We start from the raw sequence: 18,595 nt of genomic DNA, 5'->3' as shown, positions 1-18,595 counted from the left end.
TCCTTTTTTTCTAAATCGTTTATGGTTTTTGCCAGTTTAGGCAAGTTTTTAAAATATACATAAGACTTATTCCAATCACCATAACTAAAGGCCGGTGATCCTTGTAAAATCTCATTATCCTTGATGTTTCTGCCAATCCCGGATTGCGCTTGTATTTTCACGTTATTGCCAATGCTTATATGCCCCGCAAATCCCACTTGTCCTCCTATTTGGCAATTGTCTCCTATTTTGGTAGATCCAGCAACACCTGTTTGCGCCGCAATAACCGTATTTTTACCTATTTCAACATTATGAGCGATCTGAATTTGATTATCTAATTTAGCACCACGACGAATGATTGTAGAACCCAAAGTCGCCCTATCGATAGTTGTTGCCGCACCTATATCAACAAAATCCTCTATAATAACATTTCCTATTTGGGGTATTTTACTGTATTCGCCAGCTGCATTAGGTGCAAACCCAAAACCATCTGCTCCAATAATAGCTCCGGAATTAATAACACAATTCTTGCCGATTATCGATTCTGAATAAATTTTAGCACCTGCAAACAAAACAGTATTAGTATCAATCGTCACATTATCTCCAATATAACTGCTTGGGAAAATTTTTACGTTATCTCCAATTTTTACATTCTCACCAATATATGTGAACGCACCTACATAAATGTCCTTCCCCAGTGATGCCGATTTAGCAATAGATACGGGTTGCTCTATTCCGAATTTATTTAATTTAACTTGATTGTAATATTCTAGTAGTTTTGAAAATGACTTATAAGCATCTTCAACCCGTATTAAAGTGGTTGAAATAGCTTGTTCGGCTTAAAATCTTTACCTACTATAGCTATAGTTGCTTTCGTTGTATATATATAATGTGTGTATTTAGGGTTTGCCAAAAAGGTCAAGGTCCCTTCAACACCTTCCTCGATTTTTGATAACTTAGAAACTTCAGCCTGTGGATTACCCACAACCTCTCCTTCTAGTATACCTGCTATTTGTTCTGCTGTAAACTTCATCTCACGCAAAAATAGAAAAAATAATCACAATTTTTCCTTTGGATAACAGATATAATATTTAGTCACTGTTTTAGACAGCGCTTTTAAATTTAATTGGTCTGATGCTTTAACGATATCTTCAATCTTTCCGTTTTTATGTAAAATATTTATTCCTTGCTTTTTTAGTGTGTATGCCTGATTTGAAATCTCGCCAGTGAACACAAAGTAATCTGCCTCTGTTTCAGAAATATTATATTTTTCAATTAATTCTTTTTTATGTTGAAGTAATAAAGACGGCTTAATAGCTTTCTTTTTAATTTTAACCTTCAGCAAATCTCTATTTATAATCATACTACAGAGATTTTTCAACACAAAATCTTCATGATATTGCCATTCTTTCATGGCCGAAATAACGTCATAATCATCTAATTTTGAAAACGTCTCAAGGCTTTCTAGGGTAAAATCCATTAACGCAATTTCATTCTGAAGAAAATACTGTAAGGGCTTACTTGCAGACAAAACTAGACCCTCTTTAGTCAATTCTTTAGCACGCTTTAAGACACGAATGAGTAACTGCTCTGCAGACAAACTTGTTTTATGCAAATAAACCTGCCAGTACATTAAACGTCTTGCCACCAAGAATTTTTCTACAGAATAGATGCCTTTATTCTCCACCACTAGCGCATCATTTCTAACGTTAAGCATTGTTATCAGGCGTTCACTATTAATATTACCTTCGGCAACTCCCGTATAAAAACTATCCCGCTTTAGATAATCTGCTCGATCCATATCTATCTCGGCTGGAAATTAACTGGCACATAAATTTACGGGGATAGTCCCCTTTAAAAATTTGAATAGCCAACGTTAAATCGTTGTTAAATTCTGTGTTTAATTCTTCCATAAAAAGCATTGAAAGATGCTCATGGGAGATGCCATTTACAATGCTATGCTCCATGGCATGTGAAAAGGGGCCATGACCAATGTCATGCAATAAAATTGCTATTAATAATGCGTTTTGCTCATCATTATTAATTTCAACCCCTTTAAAGCGAAGCACTTGTATTGCTTTTTGCATGAGATGCATGCAACCTATGGCATGATGAAAACGGGTGTGATGGGCTCCTGGGTAGACCAAATAACTCATCCCCATTTGCGTGATACGGCGTAACCGTTGAAAATATTTATGCTCGATTAAATCGAAAATTAAAGAATTAGGGATAGTAATAAATCCGTAAATTGGGTCGTTTAATATTTTGAGCTTGTTACTTAGTTGCAAGACGTTTTTTTTTAATGATTTAGATAAACAAATATACATGGATAAAATAAAAGTACTTTGGGTTGATGATGAAATTGATTTATTAAAACCACACATCCTGTTTTTAGAACAAAAAAATTATAATGTTACCACTTGCAAAAGCGGTACTGAGGCATTAGAAATACTTGATGAACAAAAATTTGATATTGTTTTTTTAGATGAGAACATGCCTGGTTTAACTGGTTTAGACACGCTTAATGAAATTAAGGAAAAAGAAAATGAGTTGCCTGTTGTCATGATTACCAAGAGTGAAGAAGAATATATTATGGAGGAAGCGATTGGGAATAAAATTGCAGATTACCTCATAAAACCTGTAAACCCACATCAAATTTTGTTAAGTTTAAAAAAGAATTTAGATCATTCTCGTTTAGTATCAGAGAAGACGACTTCAAACTACCAACAAGAGTTCAGAAAAATAGCGATGGATATGGCCATGGTAAACTCTTATGAAGACTGGATTTCCCTTTATCAAAAATTGGTCTATTGGGAAATGCGATTAGAAGACATTGAAGATTCAGGAATGTTTGAGATTTTAGAATCGCAAAAAAACGAGGCCAACATTCAATTTGGAAAATTTATTGATAAAAACTATCCTACGTGGTTTGAAGCTAATACAGAGTCTCCTACCTTATCTCACGTTTTATTTAAAGATAAAATTGTTCCGGAATTAAGTAAGGAGCAACCTACTCTTTTAGTGGTTATAGACAATTTACGTTATGACCAATGGAAAGCCTTCGAACCCAGTGTCACGAATCACTATAAGAAAGTAAGTGAAGAAGCTTTTTATAGTATTTTACCAACGGCAACACAATATGCAAGAAATGCGATTTTCTCCGGATTAATGCCAAGTGATATGGAAAAACTTCATCCTGAATATTGGAAAAACGATACGGATGACGGCGGAAAAAACTTACATGAACATGATTTTCTAAATGCACAGATGAAACGCTTGGGCTTAACACACTTAAAGCATGAGTATTACAAAATCACCAATTTAAAAGATGGTAAAAAATTAGCTGAAAATTTTAGAGGACTCAAGGACAATGATTTAACTGTTGTGGTTTATAACTTTGTAGACATGCTTTCACATTCAAAAACTGAAATGGATGTAGTAAAAGAATTGGCTTCTAATGATAAAGCCTATCGCTCACTTACGCAAAGCTGGTTTAAAAACTCACCGTTGTTTGAAATGATACAACAAGCACAACAAATGGGTTTTAAATTAATTTTAACCACAGATCATGGTACTATTAATGTTAAGAATCCTTCAAAAGTTATTGGAGATCGTGATACCAGTTTAAACTTGCGCTATAAAACGGGACGCAGCTTAAGTTATGAAGAGAAAGACGTACTAGCCGCAAAGGATCCTAAAACCATTCATTTACCTACAATATCTATGAACAGTTCTTTTATTTTTGCGAAAAGTGATTTGTTTTTTGCATATCCTAACAACTATAATCATTATGTAAGTTATTATAGGAACACCTACCAACATGGCGGTGTTTCCTTAGAAGAAATGATTATTCCTTTCGTGGTTTTAAGTCCTAAATAGAAGCAGCATGTTAAGGGGTTTTTTTTCTGTAAATTCACTTTATATTAAAACAATTGATATTAACGCAATTTTGTTATTTTCGTAGAAAATAAACACCGTGCAAATTACATATACATTAGACGAATTAGATCTTGTTGCCAACAAAATTATTGAGAAATCTACCTCTAAAGTTTTATTATTCGATGCTGAAATGGGCATGGGAAAAACCACACTTATAAAAGCCATTGTTAGAGCCTTAGGGAGCAAGGATACCGTAAGTAGTCCCACTTTTTCATTAGTAAATGAGTACCAATTAAATAAACGTCAGGTATATCATTTCGATTTATATAGAGTAGAAACTGAAGAAGAATTGTATGATTTTGGTATTGAAGATTATTTAAACAAAGACGCTTGGTTATTAATAGAATGGCCGTAAATAATTACACCCCTTTTATTAGAAGCGTATCATACTATTAAAATATTTTCGAGCAAAACAGATGAGAGAACACTCCTCTTAACCAATTAATCACCTCATACTAACTGTTCTTTTTTGTCGTAAAAAAGTGTATTTTTGACTCTATTACGGTTTAAGCCGTAATAAAAACTTATGAATAACATATTATTTAACGTTTGTTTAACGTTTGTTGCTTCTTGGTATTGTTGATTTAAATATATTTAGGTTAATAACTAATTATTTAAAATCCCTATTATTATGAAAGCAAAAAAGTATGTTATCACATTAGTCATTTTCGGTGGATTAATATTTACTGGAAACCCAACCAATACCATTGACCTAAATGACCAAACAGAAACCGGAATTGATAAATCCAAAATTAAAATTCCAAGTAACGGATAAAAAAGTTTTAACCGTGAAATATTATTACGGGGAGTCTTCTTGCCACATTTATTGGTTTGACTCCCTTTATTTTTTACATGTATGAATTAGTCCCTCAGACTGAAAGTTGGGACACATGGTTATTTACTTTCAAAAGTGGATTCTACGGCAATGCCCAAGTAGCCATATGGACTATAATGATGAAAGTCATTCCGGTAATTTTACTTTTCATTTGGTTTTTTACATGTAGGCATTGGTGGTACCATTCTATTATAGTACCCATTGCCATGTATACGTACCAGATCTTTGGCGCCATAAACCAAGAAATTGATTACGTAGATGAATTTCAACTCTTACATTTAGTCCCTGTCATGGCAGTTGTTATCCCATCTATATATCTTATAAGAGCCAAACTTTTTAATAGTATTAACTCCGTAAATAAAACCACTCAACAATTAGAAGACGAAATAACCTACAGACCAAAAACGATTTGGGAAAAAATTAAGCAGTATTTTTAATTACATTATCACAATTCAATATTTTATTGTAATTTAAATCCTTATAAAATTGAACAGCTAACAATGTCCAAATCCATTACACCTTTTTCTAAAGCACAATTACTACCGCAAGAAGAAACCCTTGAAATACTAAAGCACAAAAGCTCATTATTTATAGGCATTCCAAAAGAGACGGCTTTTCAAGAAAAAAGAGTCTGCCTAACTCCGAGACGCCGTTTCGGCGATCGTAAATAATGGCCATCGGGTACTCATTGAATCTGGTGCAGGAGAAGGTTCTAAATTTAGCGACAGAGATTATAGTGAAAATGGTGCTGAAATTACTAACGATCCTGCAAAAGTGTATGGTTGCCCTATGATTTTAAAGGTCGAACCACCGACTATTGATGAGCTAAAACTAATCAACCCGCAAGCGATACTCATTTCTGCATTACAAATTAAAACTCAAAATAAAAAATACTTTGAAACCTTAGCTTCTAAACGGATTACTGCATTAGCTTTTGAGTTTATTCGTGACAATGACGGCGCATATCCTGCAGTGCGTGCCTTAAGTGAAATTGCTGGTACCGCATCCATCTTAATTGCTGCAGAATTATTAAGTAATTCAAGTGAAGGTAATGGTTTAATGTTTGGCAATATTAGTGGCGTCCCACCTGTAGAAGTCGTTATTTTAGGCGCTGGAACTGTTGGTGAGTTTGCTGCTAGAAGTGCTATTGGATTAGGTGCTAATGTTAAAATATTTGATAACTCTATTACTAAACTGCGATGTGTACAAACAAACTTAGGAAGAACATTATACACGTCAACCATTCAACCTAAATATCTAAACAAGGCTCTCAGGCGTTGTGATGTTGTCATTGGTGCCGTTCGTGGCAAAGAACGCTCCCCTATTCTTGTGACCGAAATTATGGTGGAACAAATGAAAAAAGGAGCAGTCGTCATCGATGTTAGTATCGATATGGGCGGCTGTTTTGAAACTAGTGAAATAACGACTCATAAAAAACCAACATTTAAAAAACATGGTGTTATTCATTATTGTGTTCCAAATATTCCCGCACGTTATTCACGTACAGCGTCAGCTTCAATAAGCAATATATTCACGCCATATTTATTGAAAATTGCTGAGGATGGTGGACTTGAAAACTCGTTAAGAATGGATCGCGGATTGAAAAACGGTCTTTACTTCTACCATGGTATCTTAACCAATCGAGCCGTTGGGGAGTGGTTTGATTTAAAATATAACGATGTTAATCTTTTAATTTTTTAATCTTCTTGCTACAGTAGAACTTTAATTCAATTAATATTTAAATAGTATTAAAAAGTCATAATAAATGACGAATTTTGCCGTCTCTAATTAGATTCTCATAAATACGAGAATGACGTATACAATGTTTCAATGAGCTTACTTAAAAGGTTTGGATATTATTTTGGTGGATTCGCTGTTGGTTTAGTGATTTTAGCATTCTTTTTAAATGGAAAAAGAGTGTCCTGTGATTATGGACCGGATGCTCGAGTTCTAAAAAATATAGGCACTAAAGAACTCGTGTTTTCTGAAGAAGCCAAAGTCTTTATAGCTTCACAGCATATTGATACCACTCAGATTAACTACATGCTATACAAAGGCGACGTGAATTTTTCTAAAAGTGACACTAAGAAAAGTCCTTGCAAAATGTATTACATTGAAGGCGAACTCCAAGCAAAAGAAGCTGCTTTAACCATTGAGAATTGTGAAAAGCAAGCCGTTTTAAAAACCATTGAATTTTTAAATTAAACTAATTTCCGCCGCGCTCTTTCTTTTTTTAGGAGTGCCAACTCTCTTCCTGTTTGTCCAGCAACACTAGTGTTTTCTTCGGCTCTACGAATTAAATAAGGCATCACATCTTTAACAGGACCAAAGGGCAAGTATTTAGCAACATTATACCCTAATTTCGATAGGTTAAAACTAATATGATCACTCATGCCATAAAGTTGGCCAAACCAAACTCGAGAATCATTTTTTACTATGTTTAATTCTTTCATCATTTTCAATGCGATGTAAGTACTTTCTTCATTATGAGTTCCTATAAAAATAGAAATATCATCCAAATGAGATAAGATGTATTTTAAACAGGCATTAAAATTTTCATCAGTAATAACTTTAGAGTCACAAATTGGAGATTTATAATCCTTCTCTTCGGCGCGTTCCCGCTCTTTTTCCATATAAGCCCCTCGCACAATTTTTAAACCTAAACTAAAACCTTCTGCCTTAGCCCGTTCATGAGACGCCCTTAAGAATTCAAATCTATCCCAACGGTACGTCTGCAATGTATTGTATACAATCGTGCCATCGGTATTATATTTTCGCATCATATCTTCAACCAGCTCATCTGCTGCGTCTTGCATCCAACTTTCCTCTGCGTCAATAAGCACTTCTATTTCTTTTTCCTTGGCTAATTTGCATACGGCATCAAAACGCTCAACAATTCTGTTCCATTCCTCTTGCTCTTTCTCAGAAAAGGCACGGCCTTCTCCTTTTTTTTGATAGAGTGCAAACCGCCCAAATCCTGTTGGTTTAAAAACCACTATAGGAATCGCCTCTTTTTCCTTAGCAAATTGAATGATACGAATAATTTTATCTTTAGCTGCTTCAAAATAAGTCTCTGTCTCTTTGCCTTCAACTGAAAAATCTAAAACAGAGCTCACCCCTTTAGAATACATTTTATCAATGACTGGCTCACAATCGCTTTCATTAACTCCTCCACAAAAATGATCAAAAACGGTGGCTCTAATTAAGCCTTCAACAGGTAAATTAACCTTTAATGCAAAATTTGTTGCAGCCGCACCAATACGAACCAAAGGTTGTTTGGAGATCATCTTGAATAAAAAATAGGCGCGTTCGAGTTCAGAATCACTTTTTAAAGCAAAAGCGACTGCTGTGTTATCAAATGTGTTTTCTTGACTCATTCAGTGTGTTAAAAAATTTACGCAAATATAATCTAAGTATATCATATTTTTTTTGAAAAGTCTTTCTATTTTTACATCTTAAATACACTGTTTTAATGACATCAATTTCTACCCAAGACTACACCATTCATTTCAATGAAACGGGCTACAAAGCACTAAACGAGCACCTTAAAGCCGTTCGCTATTCTAAAGTTTTTATTTTAGCCGATGAAAATACAAATATGGATTGTGTGCCCTTTGTTTTAGGCAACATTGATACCGAAATTGAATACGATATTTTAGAAATTGAGCCTGGTGAAGAGCAAAAAAATCTTGATATTTGTTTAGGCCTTTGGGAAACCTTGTCTGAATATGGTGCAGATAGGAAAAGTGTTATTATAAATATTGGAGGCGGTGTTATCACTGACTTGGGCGGTTTTGTTGCGTCTACCTATAAACGTGGGATTCCTTTTATAAACATCCCTACTTCTTTGCTCGCTATGGTTGATGCATCCATTGGCGGAAAGACTGGAGTCGATTTAGGGCATTTAAAAAATCAAATTGGCGTTATTAACACACCGGAACTTATTGTTGTAGACACGTCATTTTTGGCTACATTACCCCAGTTAGAAATGCGCTCCGGACTTGCTGAAATGCTTAAACATGGGTTGATATTCGATGAAGACTATTGGAATAGACTTCAAGATTTAAGTGCTTCAACGCTTGCAGATTTAGATGGTTTAATATACGAGTCGATAATAATTAAAAAAAATATCGTTGCCCAAGACCCAACAGAACAAGGGGTTCGAAAAACATTAAATTACGGCCACACTATAGGACATGCCATAGAATCTTATTTTTTAGAACATTCAGAATATAAACGCCTTTTACACGGAGAAGCCATTGCTATAGGCATGATCATGGAAACCTATTTATCAATAAAATATTTAGACTTTTCAGCAGAAGAAGGTAAAAAAATAAAATCTGTTTTTAAATCCATTTATGGACATGTTACCATTTTAGATAGTGACCAAGCCCCTATTATTGAACTCCTTAAGTATGATAAAAAAAATGAACATGGCAATATAAACTTCGTCCTATTAGAAGCTATTGGCAAACCAAAAGTAAACTGTATTGTTGATAACAACAGTATTATAGAGGCTTTTGAATTTTATAATTGATCCTTATAAAAAGATACCCGTCCTACTCTTTTTAAAATTAACCCTAATCAAATAGAAATTCACTAAGCATAATTGTTTTTCAATTAAAAAAAGTTGTAATTTTATAAGTGTTACCACTAATACCTTGTACCTAAACTAATTGCTAACATTTTAAAATTTTTTAGTTATGCGAAGAGTTATTGTCGATTATAAAAAACTCACCCCGAAGTGTTGAATCTCTTGACACAAAAATATCCTGATGGCTATGGTGATGATGACATTATCGTTTTTGACAACCACAAAAACGAAATCGTTGAAGCGGTGGAGGTTAAAACGGAAGACACAACCTACCTTGTTAAGGTGAGCAGTAAGTTACATTATACCATGACTAACTTTGATGAGAATGAAGTGCTCGAGCTTAACGATTCAGGACATATAGTTGTAGACTTTAATTTTGATGAGGAAGAATAATTATAAATAGCGTTCATTGATGACGCACTGATGGTGTTTTTCGTGACCAATTATTAAAAAGCCTAATGCCCTAACCGAAACCACTCCTCCACTGGCTACCCCTTGACATATTAACATCTTGTTATTAAAACTATTAAATAAACTTATTGTCGATTGTCTTTGCGTACAAAACTCAACCACCAAATCACTTAATTCTCTATCATTAGCCAAACTTGATGGCACATATTTATTTTCGTCAAAACCCAAAAGAGCAGTTTTATCTTCCCTAGCAAAACGTAAAGCACGGTAACAAAAAATGCGTTCGGTGTCCACTAAATGACTGATTACTTCCTTTATAGTCCATTTATCTTCTGCATAGCGATATTCTAATTTATTTGGTGGAATGGCTAAAAAAAATGCTTTCATTTCTATTAACCCTTTTTCTAATCCTTCAATAAGTCCAACAGCACCCGCTTGATCGATGTAATTTTTAAAATAAGGAAGGTATTCGTTTGAATCTAATTGGCTGGCTGTCATTAGTACTGTTTTTTAAATAAAAAAGTCCTTTAGTGGTATCACCAAAGGACTTTGTGTGTTTTTATTAGTTTTACTATAAAGCATTAAAAATATCATGCATGAGGCGTCGTTTATCATTGATGCTCTCTTCTAAAGAAATCATCGTTTCCGTTCTATACACCCCTTCAATATCATCCAGTCTAAAGATAATATCCTTAGCATGTTCTGTATTCTTTGCTCTAATTTTACAGAAAATATTAAATTTTCCTGTAGTCACATGGGCTACGGTTACATAAGGAATTTCATTTATGCGTTGTAATACAAACTTTGTTTGCGAAGTGTTTTGAAGAAACACACCTACATAAGCAATAAATGAATACCCTAATTTCTTATAATCAAGAGTTAAAGAAGAACCCTTAATTATTCCTGCATCTTCCATTTTTTTTACTCTTACGTGTACTGTTCCTGCAGAAATCAATAATTTTTTTGCAATGTCTGTGAAAGGTACTCTCGTATTATCAATCAGCATATCAAGGATTTGATGATCAATTTCGTCTAATTTAAATTTTGCCATTTACACTGTTATATTAAATATAAATCAAAAATAATACATTTTCGATGAATTATCCACATTCAAAATCGAGTTTATTCAATATTTAATGAAAACTTTACATTAGAAATGTTTACGAAATCGATTTCGTCTCCAATAGAAACCTGTTGGTCATTTAATGTTAGCACTTCATTTTTATTGGCTTCCAAGGTTTTATGGGCATAAAATTTATCTAATTTCTCAATTTTTTCAATTATAGGAATAAAATGTAGCTTATTTTCGATTAAACGTTCATGGTATTGTATAGCAATATCCATTATTTCATTTTTATACGTTACATTTTTTATAATAATATCGTAAAAAAGTTTTTCGTTTAGAGGGATTGCAGCATACTCCTCATAACTCTTTCCCTTTATTTTATTAGATGCTATGGCATCAACAGCGACAATTAACGATTGAAACATAAGCCTTCTGACTTCTTCTCTATTATAATCATTTTTATAGTGTCCTGCTTCAAAGAGAACCGTAGGCACGTTTAAGGATTGAAACGCGTCACCAACACAATTAGCATTATAAGCATCATCGTAAAGCCCCACCTGATTAGGAATTTCAAATTGAAGCATCCTATTCATGTATTTAATTATAGACATCGCGACCTGCCTATTATCTGTTACAGTGCACCTGGCATCTTGAGCTGGTGATAAAAAAGAAACTGTGGCCGGATTATTCGTTTTTCCTGCACTAAAAATAGTACGCTGGCCATGTAAGTTGAAACAAAAATGGGGTTTAAACGAATTAAAACACTCACGCAATACCCTACTTTCTGGTTGTGATAGGTTTTGCGCATCACGATTTAGGTCTACATTATTAGCATTTAATCTAGTATAAGCCACGGCGCCATCGGGATTTAATATTGGAATAATAGTTATGGTACACTCCTTTAAAACCGCTTCTGAAAAGTCATTTGCGTGGTTAAACACATTTAATACATCGAAAACCGCTTTTGTAGTCGTCGATTCGTTACCATGCATTTGGGACCACATGAGAATTCTTTTAGGTCCACTACCAATAATTATTGATAGAATGGTTTCACCTAAAACAGAGTGACCAATAGGTTGAATCTTAAAAGTCTTGTTATGTTTTTTAAGAAGCGGGTTAATATGAGCGCTATGTATGTAACGCCCATACAGCGTTTCTTCTTTGCAAATTTTAAAAAGTTGTTTAAGTAAAGGTATGTCCATGAGAATGTATTGCGTTACAAATGTAAACATTATCTTTTTTACAAATGTAAACAAACTAGATTACAATTGTAATTTACATATGTAATCAAAAGAAGGCATTTAATTAATAAATAAAAGTCTATTAAAGCGCTATAGGTAGCGGTTTTTTAATTATAAGCTTAAATAGCACAATATCAGCATATTAAAAGCTATTAACTAAAGTAAACAATTAAGAAAATAGGCGGTTATTTAGGGAGTAATCGCTACTTTTATATGATAAATATACAATTGTAAACAGGTTGTTATCATCTTTTTGTTTACATTTGTATCATCATGATAAACAACGAAGAATTTACAAACAGGCTTAAAAAAGTTATAGAATACTATAGCGAAAGCGCCTCTTCCTTTGCTGAAGAAATTGGTGTACAGCGCTCAAGTATTTCTCATATACTTTCCGGCAGGAATAAACCAAGTTTAGAATTTGTTCTTAAAATACTCTCTACTTTTCCTGAAGTGGAATTATATTGGCTAATGAATGGTAAAGGGAAATTTCCTTCCGAAAAAAATACGCCGGTACGTCTTGAGGAAAAAGTAACATCTGAAAAACAAGATTTATTTTCTGAACCCCTTTCTCACAATCCAAATGTAGAAGCACCACAAATTCAAAAACAAATAGGTTCTTCCAATAAAGAAATTGATCGTGTCATCATTTTTTACAAAGATGGTAGTTTTTCAAATTTTGAAAATTCGTAACTAAGTCCATGACATTTTCAAATACGCGATTTATGAGCAGGAGAAATAAATGAAAATAATTCGATGCTTTTTTACTGAATGGATTTCTAACCATTCAAATTCATAAACAGCCCAAATTCAAAACAAATTGGTTCTTCCAATAAAGAAATTGATCGTGTCATCATTTTTACAAAGAGGATACTTTCTCAAATTTTCAGAATTTGCAACTTAGTCCATGACATTTTCAAATACACGATTTATAAGCGGGAGAAATAAATGACAATAATTAGATTTTTATTTTCTGAATCGATTTCCAACCATTCAAATTCATAAACAGCCCAATTTCAAAAACCGATAGATGCTTCCTAAAAAGAAATTGATCGTATCTTCATTTTTTATAAAGAGGGTAGTTTCTCAAATTTTGAATATTCGCAACTAAGTCCATGACGTTTTCAAATACGCGATGTATAAGAAGGTGCCAAAAAGTAAAAATAGTTCAAGACTTTTTGCGATAAAACGCATCCTCAAATTTTTCATTTTGTAATTTTGCTTTAAATGAAAATTTATGAGATTATTAGTCCTTTTATTATTGGTTATAACTTTATATAATTGCAATCTACCCGAACGTCAATGTAAAGATTATAAGACTGGAAGCTTTTATTTTGAATATTCACATAATGGCGAAACAAAAAGGGGCTATATTGAAAGAACCGAAACCCTTCAAATAGAAAGGTATGATACCAAAATTGATTCTTCAGAAGTGCGATGGGTTAATGATTGTGAAGTTATTTTTAAAACCATTAATCCCAAACGCATGGTTGATAAAAAAGATATTCATTTAAAAATTATAACTACAACAGATTCAAGTTATAGTTTTGAATACAGTTATGTTGGGAAGAGCAAAAAGCAAAAAGGAACGGCCGTGGTTAGTACTTCTCCCGCACCAATTACTATTGAAAACAAATCTAATCTTTTTAGAATTACAGAAAACACCTTGGTCCATGACTCTGATTCTCTTTCTAGCTTAGAAATTAATGATGGAAAAATAACAATGCTTTATAAGGGACGAAGCTTAGGGAAAGATGATCGTTATGATTATAAAATTACTTCTCAAAAAAACACCTTGACCCATAAACCAAATTATTTTTTAGAACTTACAAATGAAACCGACACTCTTAAATATGAAATTTTAGAAAATTCTAAAACTAATTTATCACTTATGTATTTGCCCACTGGAAAAATTCATCACTATTCTACTAAAAACTAATGTATTATGCTCGACTTCTTATTAACCTCTGATGCTGTATTTGCATTATTGACTTTAACGTTTCGAAATCATATTAGGAATTGATAATATTGTTTTTATTTCTATTGCGGCGAATAAATTACCAGAAGAACAGCGTGGCAAAGTGACAAATATTGGTTTACTACTTGCCATGGTGCAGCGTATAATTTTATTGTTTTTTGTGTCTTTTTTAGTGGGGTTATCAAAACCATTTTTTACTATAGATACAAGCTGGTTACATTTAGAAATCAGTTGGCAAGCCATTATTTTATTCGCTGGGGGACTGTTTTTGATTTATAAGTCTACGTCTGAAATTAGAGAAAAGGTAGAAATGCCTCACCATGATGAGGATGAAGTAAAAGGAAAAGTCATTAAATCTTTAAAGCAAGCGATTGTTCAAATTCTAATAATCGATTTTATATTTTCTATCGATTCCATATTGACGGCCGTTGGCATGACTAATGGATTATCTGACAATCAAAATCACAACTTAGTTTTAATGATTATAGCGGTTGTCATTTCTATAATCGTCATGATTGGTTTTGCAAATAAAATTAGACGTTTTATAGATAGTAATCCCAGTATTCAAATTTTAGGTTTATCGTTTTTAATCCTTATTGGTTTTATGCTAATTACAGAAGCTGGGCATTTATCGCACACCGCGTTCTTTGGAAAAACGGTTGGCGCTATACCAAAAGGGTATTTATATTTCGCTATCGCCTTTTCTTTATTTGTGGAGTTTTTAAATCAGAAAATAGGTAAATCTTTAAAGAAAAATGAGAAAAAGAAGCAAGGCTAACCAAAGAAATATTTGAATGCTTTCAGAATTGATTGATTTGTTTAAAAAATAGAATACTAACAGTTATCCTATAAGAAATGGCTTAATTTATCCTTACGAAATAGCCAAATTCTAGTAATTGTCCTCTATTTTTTATTTCTCGAAGAAAGCCATCTTTTAAAAACACGACTTTGTCAGCTAAATTTAAAACATTTTCATAGTCATGATCTGTGATTATAATTCCTTTTGCTTTTTTAGCTTCTAAAATGCAAGCTACTATATATTCCTTTAGTATTGGACTGAGCCCATTGAAAGGTTCATCCAATAATATAAATTCCGATTTAGAATGAATGATCAATAAAATTTCGATTATTCTCCTTTGACCTGCTGAAAGTTGTTGACTTGTTTTTGTTAGGAATGGCACAATAAAATCATGGCTAATTAACGCATGCGCCTGTTTTTTTCCAAGAAATAATTTAATAATTGTTTCAATTTTAACACTGGTAGGTAAAAAATGTTTCTGTGGCAACTAACTAATCCTTTACAATGAGAGTTGGCTTTTATTAATTTGTTATCAATTTTAACAAACTTATGGTCTGCATTTTCAACGCCAAAAATAATCTTTAGTAAAGTAGATTTACCACATCCATTTCTGCCAATTAATCCCACAACTTCACCTGATTTACAGGACAGATATACATCTGTCAATATCTTTTTGTTGTCATAAGATTTAACGACACTGTCTACATAAAGATACCCCATATTAAAGTAAAAGTAAGGCCATTTAAAACACCTATAAAAAGTGTTGAAAACCAAAGGTGTAACCTTGTAAGTCCTAGATTATAGTAATAATAATATTCGTTTTTGTTCTTAATTTCATAAATAAAGAAGTGCAATATTAGCATAACAAAACAAACTGAAACTCCAACAGAGCTAGTGGCACCTAAAAAAGCAATAGGTAGCGATATAATGTAGGCTGTGAAAAATATTTTCCTTTGAAATAGCAGTATATTTTTAAATAGTCTCAATTCAATAAATTTTATTAAAACCTAAAAATAGGTTTCAAAAAACTAAAGCATCAAAATATTAAGTTAATTTTATTTAAAACAACCGTGGCTGACCGTCGTCTTCATCTTCAGAATCTGAATCGGTAGATTTGCTCTCTTTTTTACCTTTTGTTTTCTTCTCCGCTTTTGAACTGTTCTTATTTTCTATGGTTTCCTCTTCAGAAACTTCAACTTCATCTACCACTTCCAAATCTTCGGCATGGATTTCTTCGGGAGCTTCGTAGGGCAAAGGATCGAGCAAATCGATAGTTTTAATTTTTTCTTTGGTTAACTGATTTCCTAAAGCAGAAATTCCTTTTACCGTAATAAATTCTTCCAAATTCACTTCCAAATCATCTTTACGATCTTTCCCTCTTTCCTTGGCAAAAATAACATTTGCCATTGGTTTCCAATTTGTTGAAACAATTTCTAATTGTGATTTAGGATCTTCGGTGATGAATAATTCTTCTTTATTTTCATTTTCAATTAAAAAACGCTTAACAAAGTATTTTTCTTTTTCCCCATCAAAATAAATAGCAGATACGGGTTTTTTTGGAATCCACTTTTCCATTACAATCATATCATCATCAAAATGGGTGGTCACTACGGTATAATCGTTTTCGCAATGCCTTTTTGATTGATGATTAAAATACGATCTTCCCCTCTAAATTCTCCAACTAACTCTCCGCGTCCATCAACATTTAGACGTTTTACCGTATCATCAAACCAGATCTTACGAGGCTTTAATGTTGAAATTCCTTTTTCTTTTAATTCAATAGACTTAATAGCATATTTAGTAACAACATTTCCTTTAGAGGCGCGACCTTTAATTAAAATCTCCGCAAAATCAACATCCCATTTTAGTTTTTTGATACTGCCAACCTGACGTAAGTAAATGGTAATCACTTCTGCTTCACCGTTAGGATTTGCCGAGAAATACCGTAGTTTTGACCCTTTGCTACCATTGGTTAAATCGTATTCTTTATCTCTTGTTATTGAGGTTACTGCAAACCGTTTAATATACGATGCCCCCTTTGCACCATCGCGATAGATCATGTTGTAAATGGTACGTTTATCTTTCTTTTTAAAGACCGCCACATGAATAATATCTTTACCAATAAATGTTTTGGAGTCTACCTTAGTGACCATCATTTTACCCTCTGCAGTAAAGGCTATAATATCGTCAATATCACTACAATCGCACACGTATTCATCACGTTTTAAAGAGGTTCCAATAAAACCTTCTTCCCTATTAACGTACAGTTTGGTGTTTCGAATGACTACTTTAGTCGCATCAACATCGTCAAACGCTCTTAACTCAGTTTTACGTTCTTTACCTTCACTATACTCTTTTTTTAATCTTTTAAAATAGGCAATAGCATAAGCGATTAGGTTTGCTAAATGGTGTTTTACTTCCGCAATTTGCTCTTCTAAAGCGTCTATTTTCTGTTGCGCTTTATCAATATCAAATTTAGAAATACGTTTGATTCGAATTTCTGTTAACCGAGTAATGTCCTCTTCGGTAATCGCCCGTTTCAAATGTTTAATGTGTGGTTGTAACCCCTTATCTATGGCTGCAATAACACCTTCCCACGTTTCTTCTTCTTCAATATCGCGATAAATTCTGTTCTCTATAAAAATACGTTCCAAACTCGCAAAATGCCATTGTTCTTCATGTTCGCCAAGTTTAATTTCCAATTCTTGACGTAATAAATCTACCGTATTATCTGTACTGCGACGCAGCATCTCAGTCACGCCAACAAACAAAGGTTTGTTGTCTTCAATCACACAGCCTAAGGGCGAAATGGAAGTTTCGCAAGCCGTAAATGCATAAAGCGCATCAATGGTTTTGTCCGGGGATAACCCCGATGGTAAATGAATGAGAATCTCTACATTAGCCGCCGTATTATCGTCTATTTTTTTTATTTTAATTTTTCCTTTCTCATTTGCTTTTAGAATAGAATCTATAAGTGTTGTGGTGGTGGTACCAAAAGGAATTTCGGTAATCACTAATGTGTTTTTATCTAATTGAGAGATTTTAGCGCGTACGCGTACTTTACCCCCTCGCAAACCATCATTATACCCGCAGCAATCTGCGATTCCACCTGTTGGAAAATGCGGTAAAATGGTAAACCGTTTCCCTTGTAAATGCTTCACAGAGGCGTCAATAAGTTCGATGAAATTATGTGATAATATTTTGGTGGAAAGCCCCACCGCTATGCCTTCTCCACCCTGTGCCAATAATAACGGGAACATCACTGGAAGATTCACAGGCTCTTTACGCCGCCCATCGTAGCTCTGCTGCCATTCGGTAATTTTTGGATTAAAAACCACATCTAGACCAAATTTAGAAATACGTGCTTCAATATAACGTGCTGCGGCAGCTCTGTCACCTGTTAAAATATTACCCCAGTTTCCCTGAGTATCTATTAACAAATCTTTCTGCCCTATTTGAACCATGGCATCTGCGATACTCGCATCCCCATGCGGATGGTATTGCATGGTATGCCCCACAATATTTGCAACTTTATTGTAGCGACCATCATCCAAATCTTTCATAGAATGCATGATACGACGTTGTACAGGTTTAAACCCATCTTCTATAGCGGGTACTGCACGTTCTAAAATAACATAGGACGCATAATCTAAAAACCATTCTTTATACATTCCAGTAATTCCGGTAATGGTTTCTTGTGGTTCTTGGTTGTCTAAATTGTCGTTAGTTAGGTCGTCGTTTTCTTCTATCATA

14 protein-coding genes and 6 pseudogenes are annotated in these 18,595 nt (G+C 33.6%); 11 read left to right on the top strand and 9 right to left on the bottom strand.

Translation table 11 applies throughout. The features are described from left to right. Positions 1–2 precede the first annotated feature (2 nt). A pseudogene (gene lpxD, locus N7U66_RS01205) lies at positions 3–1,012 on the bottom strand (UDP-3-O-(3-hydroxymyristoyl)glucosamine N-acyltransferase); the annotation flags it as partial. A gap of 24 nt (positions 1,013–1,036) precedes the next feature. Then, a pseudogene (locus tag N7U66_RS01200) lies at positions 1,037–2,267 on the bottom strand (HD domain-containing protein). A gap of 37 nt (positions 2,268–2,304) precedes the next feature. Here N7U66_RS01200 and porX point away from each other — a divergent pair. From porX to N7U66_RS01170, 6 genes and pseudogenes are all read left to right on the top strand, one after another. After that, entirely contained in the window at positions 2,305–3,858 is a 1,554-nt protein-coding gene (porX, locus tag N7U66_RS01195) for a T9SS response regulator signal transducer PorX (protein ID WP_267676977.1), read from the top strand. 97 nt (positions 3,859–3,955) lie between these two features. After that, entirely contained in the window at positions 3,956–4,273 is a 318-nt protein-coding gene (tsaE, locus tag N7U66_RS01190; protein ID WP_267676976.1) for a tRNA (adenosine(37)-N6)-threonylcarbamoyltransferase complex ATPase subunit type 1 TsaE, read from the top strand. Between the two features lie 276 nt (positions 4,274–4,549). Next, the gene (locus tag N7U66_RS01185) at positions 4,550–4,693 is read left to right on the top strand and encodes a hypothetical protein (protein ID WP_267676975.1); all 144 of its coding nucleotides are present in this window, start codon (positions 4,550–4,552) and stop codon (positions 4,691–4,693) included. Between the two features lie 56 nt (positions 4,694–4,749). Next, complete coding sequence (locus N7U66_RS01180) at positions 4,750–5,190, top strand: hypothetical protein (protein WP_267676974.1); 441 nt, start codon at positions 4,750–4,752, stop codon at positions 5,188–5,190. 63 nt (positions 5,191–5,253) lie between these two features. After that, positions 5,254–6,454, top strand: a pseudogene (locus N7U66_RS01175) (alanine dehydrogenase). A gap of 129 nt (positions 6,455–6,583) precedes the next feature. Then, complete coding sequence (locus N7U66_RS01170) at positions 6,584–6,958, top strand: hypothetical protein (RefSeq protein ID WP_267676973.1); 375 nt, start codon at positions 6,584–6,586, stop codon at positions 6,956–6,958. On the opposite strand, the gene N7U66_RS01165 is transcribed toward N7U66_RS01170, so the two are convergent. Next, positions 6,955–8,130 carry a proline dehydrogenase family protein gene (locus tag N7U66_RS01165; protein ID WP_267676972.1) on the bottom strand — a complete coding sequence of 392 codons (1,176 nt, stop codon included), beginning with the start codon at positions 8,128–8,130 and terminating at the stop codon, positions 6,955–6,957. The genes N7U66_RS01170 and N7U66_RS01165 overlap by 4 nt on opposite strands. Before the next feature lie 95 nt (positions 8,131–8,225). On the opposite strand from N7U66_RS01165, the gene aroB reads away from it, so the two are divergent. Both aroB and N7U66_RS01155 read left to right on the top strand, forming a co-directional pair. Then, positions 8,226–9,290 (top strand): 3-dehydroquinate synthase, encoded by a 1,065-nt coding sequence (gene aroB / locus N7U66_RS01160; protein WP_267676971.1) that lies wholly within the window; start codon positions 8,226–8,228, stop codon positions 9,288–9,290. 166 nt (positions 9,291–9,456) lie between these two features. Next, positions 9,457–9,740, top strand: a pseudogene (locus N7U66_RS01155) (hypothetical protein). Here N7U66_RS01155 and N7U66_RS01150 read toward each other — a convergent pair. The 3 genes from N7U66_RS01150 to N7U66_RS01140 form a co-directional block, all read right to left on the bottom strand. Continuing rightward, a complete protein-coding gene (locus N7U66_RS01150; protein ID WP_267676970.1) occupies positions 9,741–10,256 on the bottom strand; it encodes a DinB family protein in 516 nt (171 codons plus the stop codon). A gap of 73 nt (positions 10,257–10,329) precedes the next feature. After that, positions 10,330–10,809 carry an Lrp/AsnC family transcriptional regulator gene (locus N7U66_RS01145; protein WP_267676968.1) on the bottom strand — a complete coding sequence of 160 codons (480 nt, stop codon included), beginning with the start codon at positions 10,807–10,809 and terminating at the stop codon, positions 10,330–10,332. A gap of 71 nt (positions 10,810–10,880) precedes the next feature. Further along, the gene (locus tag N7U66_RS01140; protein ID WP_267676967.1) at positions 10,881–12,056 is read right to left on the bottom strand and encodes a M14 family zinc carboxypeptidase; all 1,176 of its coding nucleotides are present in this window, start codon (positions 12,054–12,056) and stop codon (positions 10,881–10,883) included. Between the two features lie 282 nt (positions 12,057–12,338). On the opposite strand from N7U66_RS01140, the gene N7U66_RS01135 reads away from it, so the two are divergent. The 3 genes and pseudogenes from N7U66_RS01135 (at position 12,339) to N7U66_RS01125 (ending at position 14,821) form a co-directional block, all read left to right on the top strand. After that, positions 12,339–12,758, top strand: coding sequence for a helix-turn-helix transcriptional regulator (locus N7U66_RS01135; protein WP_267676966.1), 420 nt, complete (start codon positions 12,339–12,341; stop codon positions 12,756–12,758). A gap of 544 nt (positions 12,759–13,302) precedes the next feature. Next, positions 13,303–14,004, top strand: coding sequence for a hypothetical protein (locus tag N7U66_RS01130; RefSeq protein ID WP_267676965.1), 702 nt, complete (start codon positions 13,303–13,305; stop codon positions 14,002–14,004). A gap of 6 nt (positions 14,005–14,010) precedes the next feature. After that, a pseudogene (locus N7U66_RS01125) lies at positions 14,011–14,821 on the top strand (TerC family protein). An 82-nt stretch (positions 14,822–14,903) separates the two neighbouring features. On the opposite strand, the gene N7U66_RS01120 reads toward N7U66_RS01125, so the two are convergent. The 3 genes and pseudogenes from N7U66_RS01120 to N7U66_RS01110 all read right to left on the bottom strand — a co-directional run bounded on the left by N7U66_RS01120 (position 14,904) and on the right by N7U66_RS01110 (position 18,594). Then, entirely contained in the window at positions 14,904–15,329 is a 426-nt protein-coding gene (locus tag N7U66_RS01120; protein WP_267678608.1) for an ATP-binding cassette domain-containing protein, read from the bottom strand. Further along, positions 15,242–15,562: an ATP-binding cassette domain-containing protein gene (locus N7U66_RS01115; protein WP_267676964.1), complete on the bottom strand. Its 321-nt coding sequence runs from the start codon at positions 15,560–15,562 to the stop codon at positions 15,242–15,244. The genes N7U66_RS01120 and N7U66_RS01115 overlap by 88 nt, the downstream gene beginning before the upstream one ends. A 339-nt stretch (positions 15,563–15,901) precedes the next feature. After that, positions 15,902–18,594: pseudogene (locus N7U66_RS01110) on the bottom strand (DNA gyrase/topoisomerase IV subunit A). Between the last annotated feature and the right edge of the window lies 1 nt (position 18,595).

The organism is Lacinutrix neustonica (assembly GCF_026625145.1).
Classification (GTDB): Bacteria; Bacteroidota; Bacteroidia; order Flavobacteriales; family Flavobacteriaceae; genus Lacinutrix; species Lacinutrix neustonica.
Note: the sequence above shows the minus strand (reverse complement) of the source record. Positions and strands in the feature narration are given on the sequence as shown.

Excerpts from the sequence above, each read along its gene's own strand:
- N7U66_RS01150 (WP_267676970.1), bottom strand. The coding sequence starts at position 10,256 with ATGACAGCCAGCCAATTAGATTCAAACGAATACCTTCCTTATTTTAAA.
- N7U66_RS01185 (WP_267676975.1), top strand. The coding sequence starts at position 4,550 with ATGAAAGCAAAAAAGTATGTTATCACATTAGTCATTTTCGGTGGATTA.
- N7U66_RS01140 (WP_267676967.1), bottom strand. The coding sequence starts at position 12,056 with ATGTTTACATTTGTAACGCAATACATTCTCATGGACATACCTTTACTT.
- N7U66_RS01165 (WP_267676972.1), bottom strand. The coding sequence starts at position 8,130 with ATGAGTCAAGAAAACACATTTGATAACACAGCAGTCGCTTTTGCTTTA.
- N7U66_RS01145 (WP_267676968.1), bottom strand. The coding sequence starts at position 10,809 with ATGGCAAAATTTAAATTAGACGAAATTGATCATCAAATCCTTGATATG.
- porX (WP_267676977.1), top strand. The coding sequence starts at position 2,305 with ATGGATAAAATAAAAGTACTTTGGGTTGATGATGAAATTGATTTATTA.
- N7U66_RS01135 (WP_267676966.1), top strand. The coding sequence starts at position 12,339 with ATGATAAACAACGAAGAATTTACAAACAGGCTTAAAAAAGTTATAGAA.
- N7U66_RS01170 (WP_267676973.1), top strand. The coding sequence starts at position 6,584 with ATGAGCTTACTTAAAAGGTTTGGATATTATTTTGGTGGATTCGCTGTT.
- N7U66_RS01115 (WP_267676964.1), bottom strand. The coding sequence starts at position 15,562 with ATGGGGTATCTTTATGTAGACAGTGTCGTTAAATCTTATGACAACAAA.
- aroB (WP_267676971.1), top strand. The coding sequence starts at position 8,226 with ATGACATCAATTTCTACCCAAGACTACACCATTCATTTCAATGAAACG.
- N7U66_RS01130 (WP_267676965.1), top strand. The coding sequence starts at position 13,303 with ATGAGATTATTAGTCCTTTTATTATTGGTTATAACTTTATATAATTGC.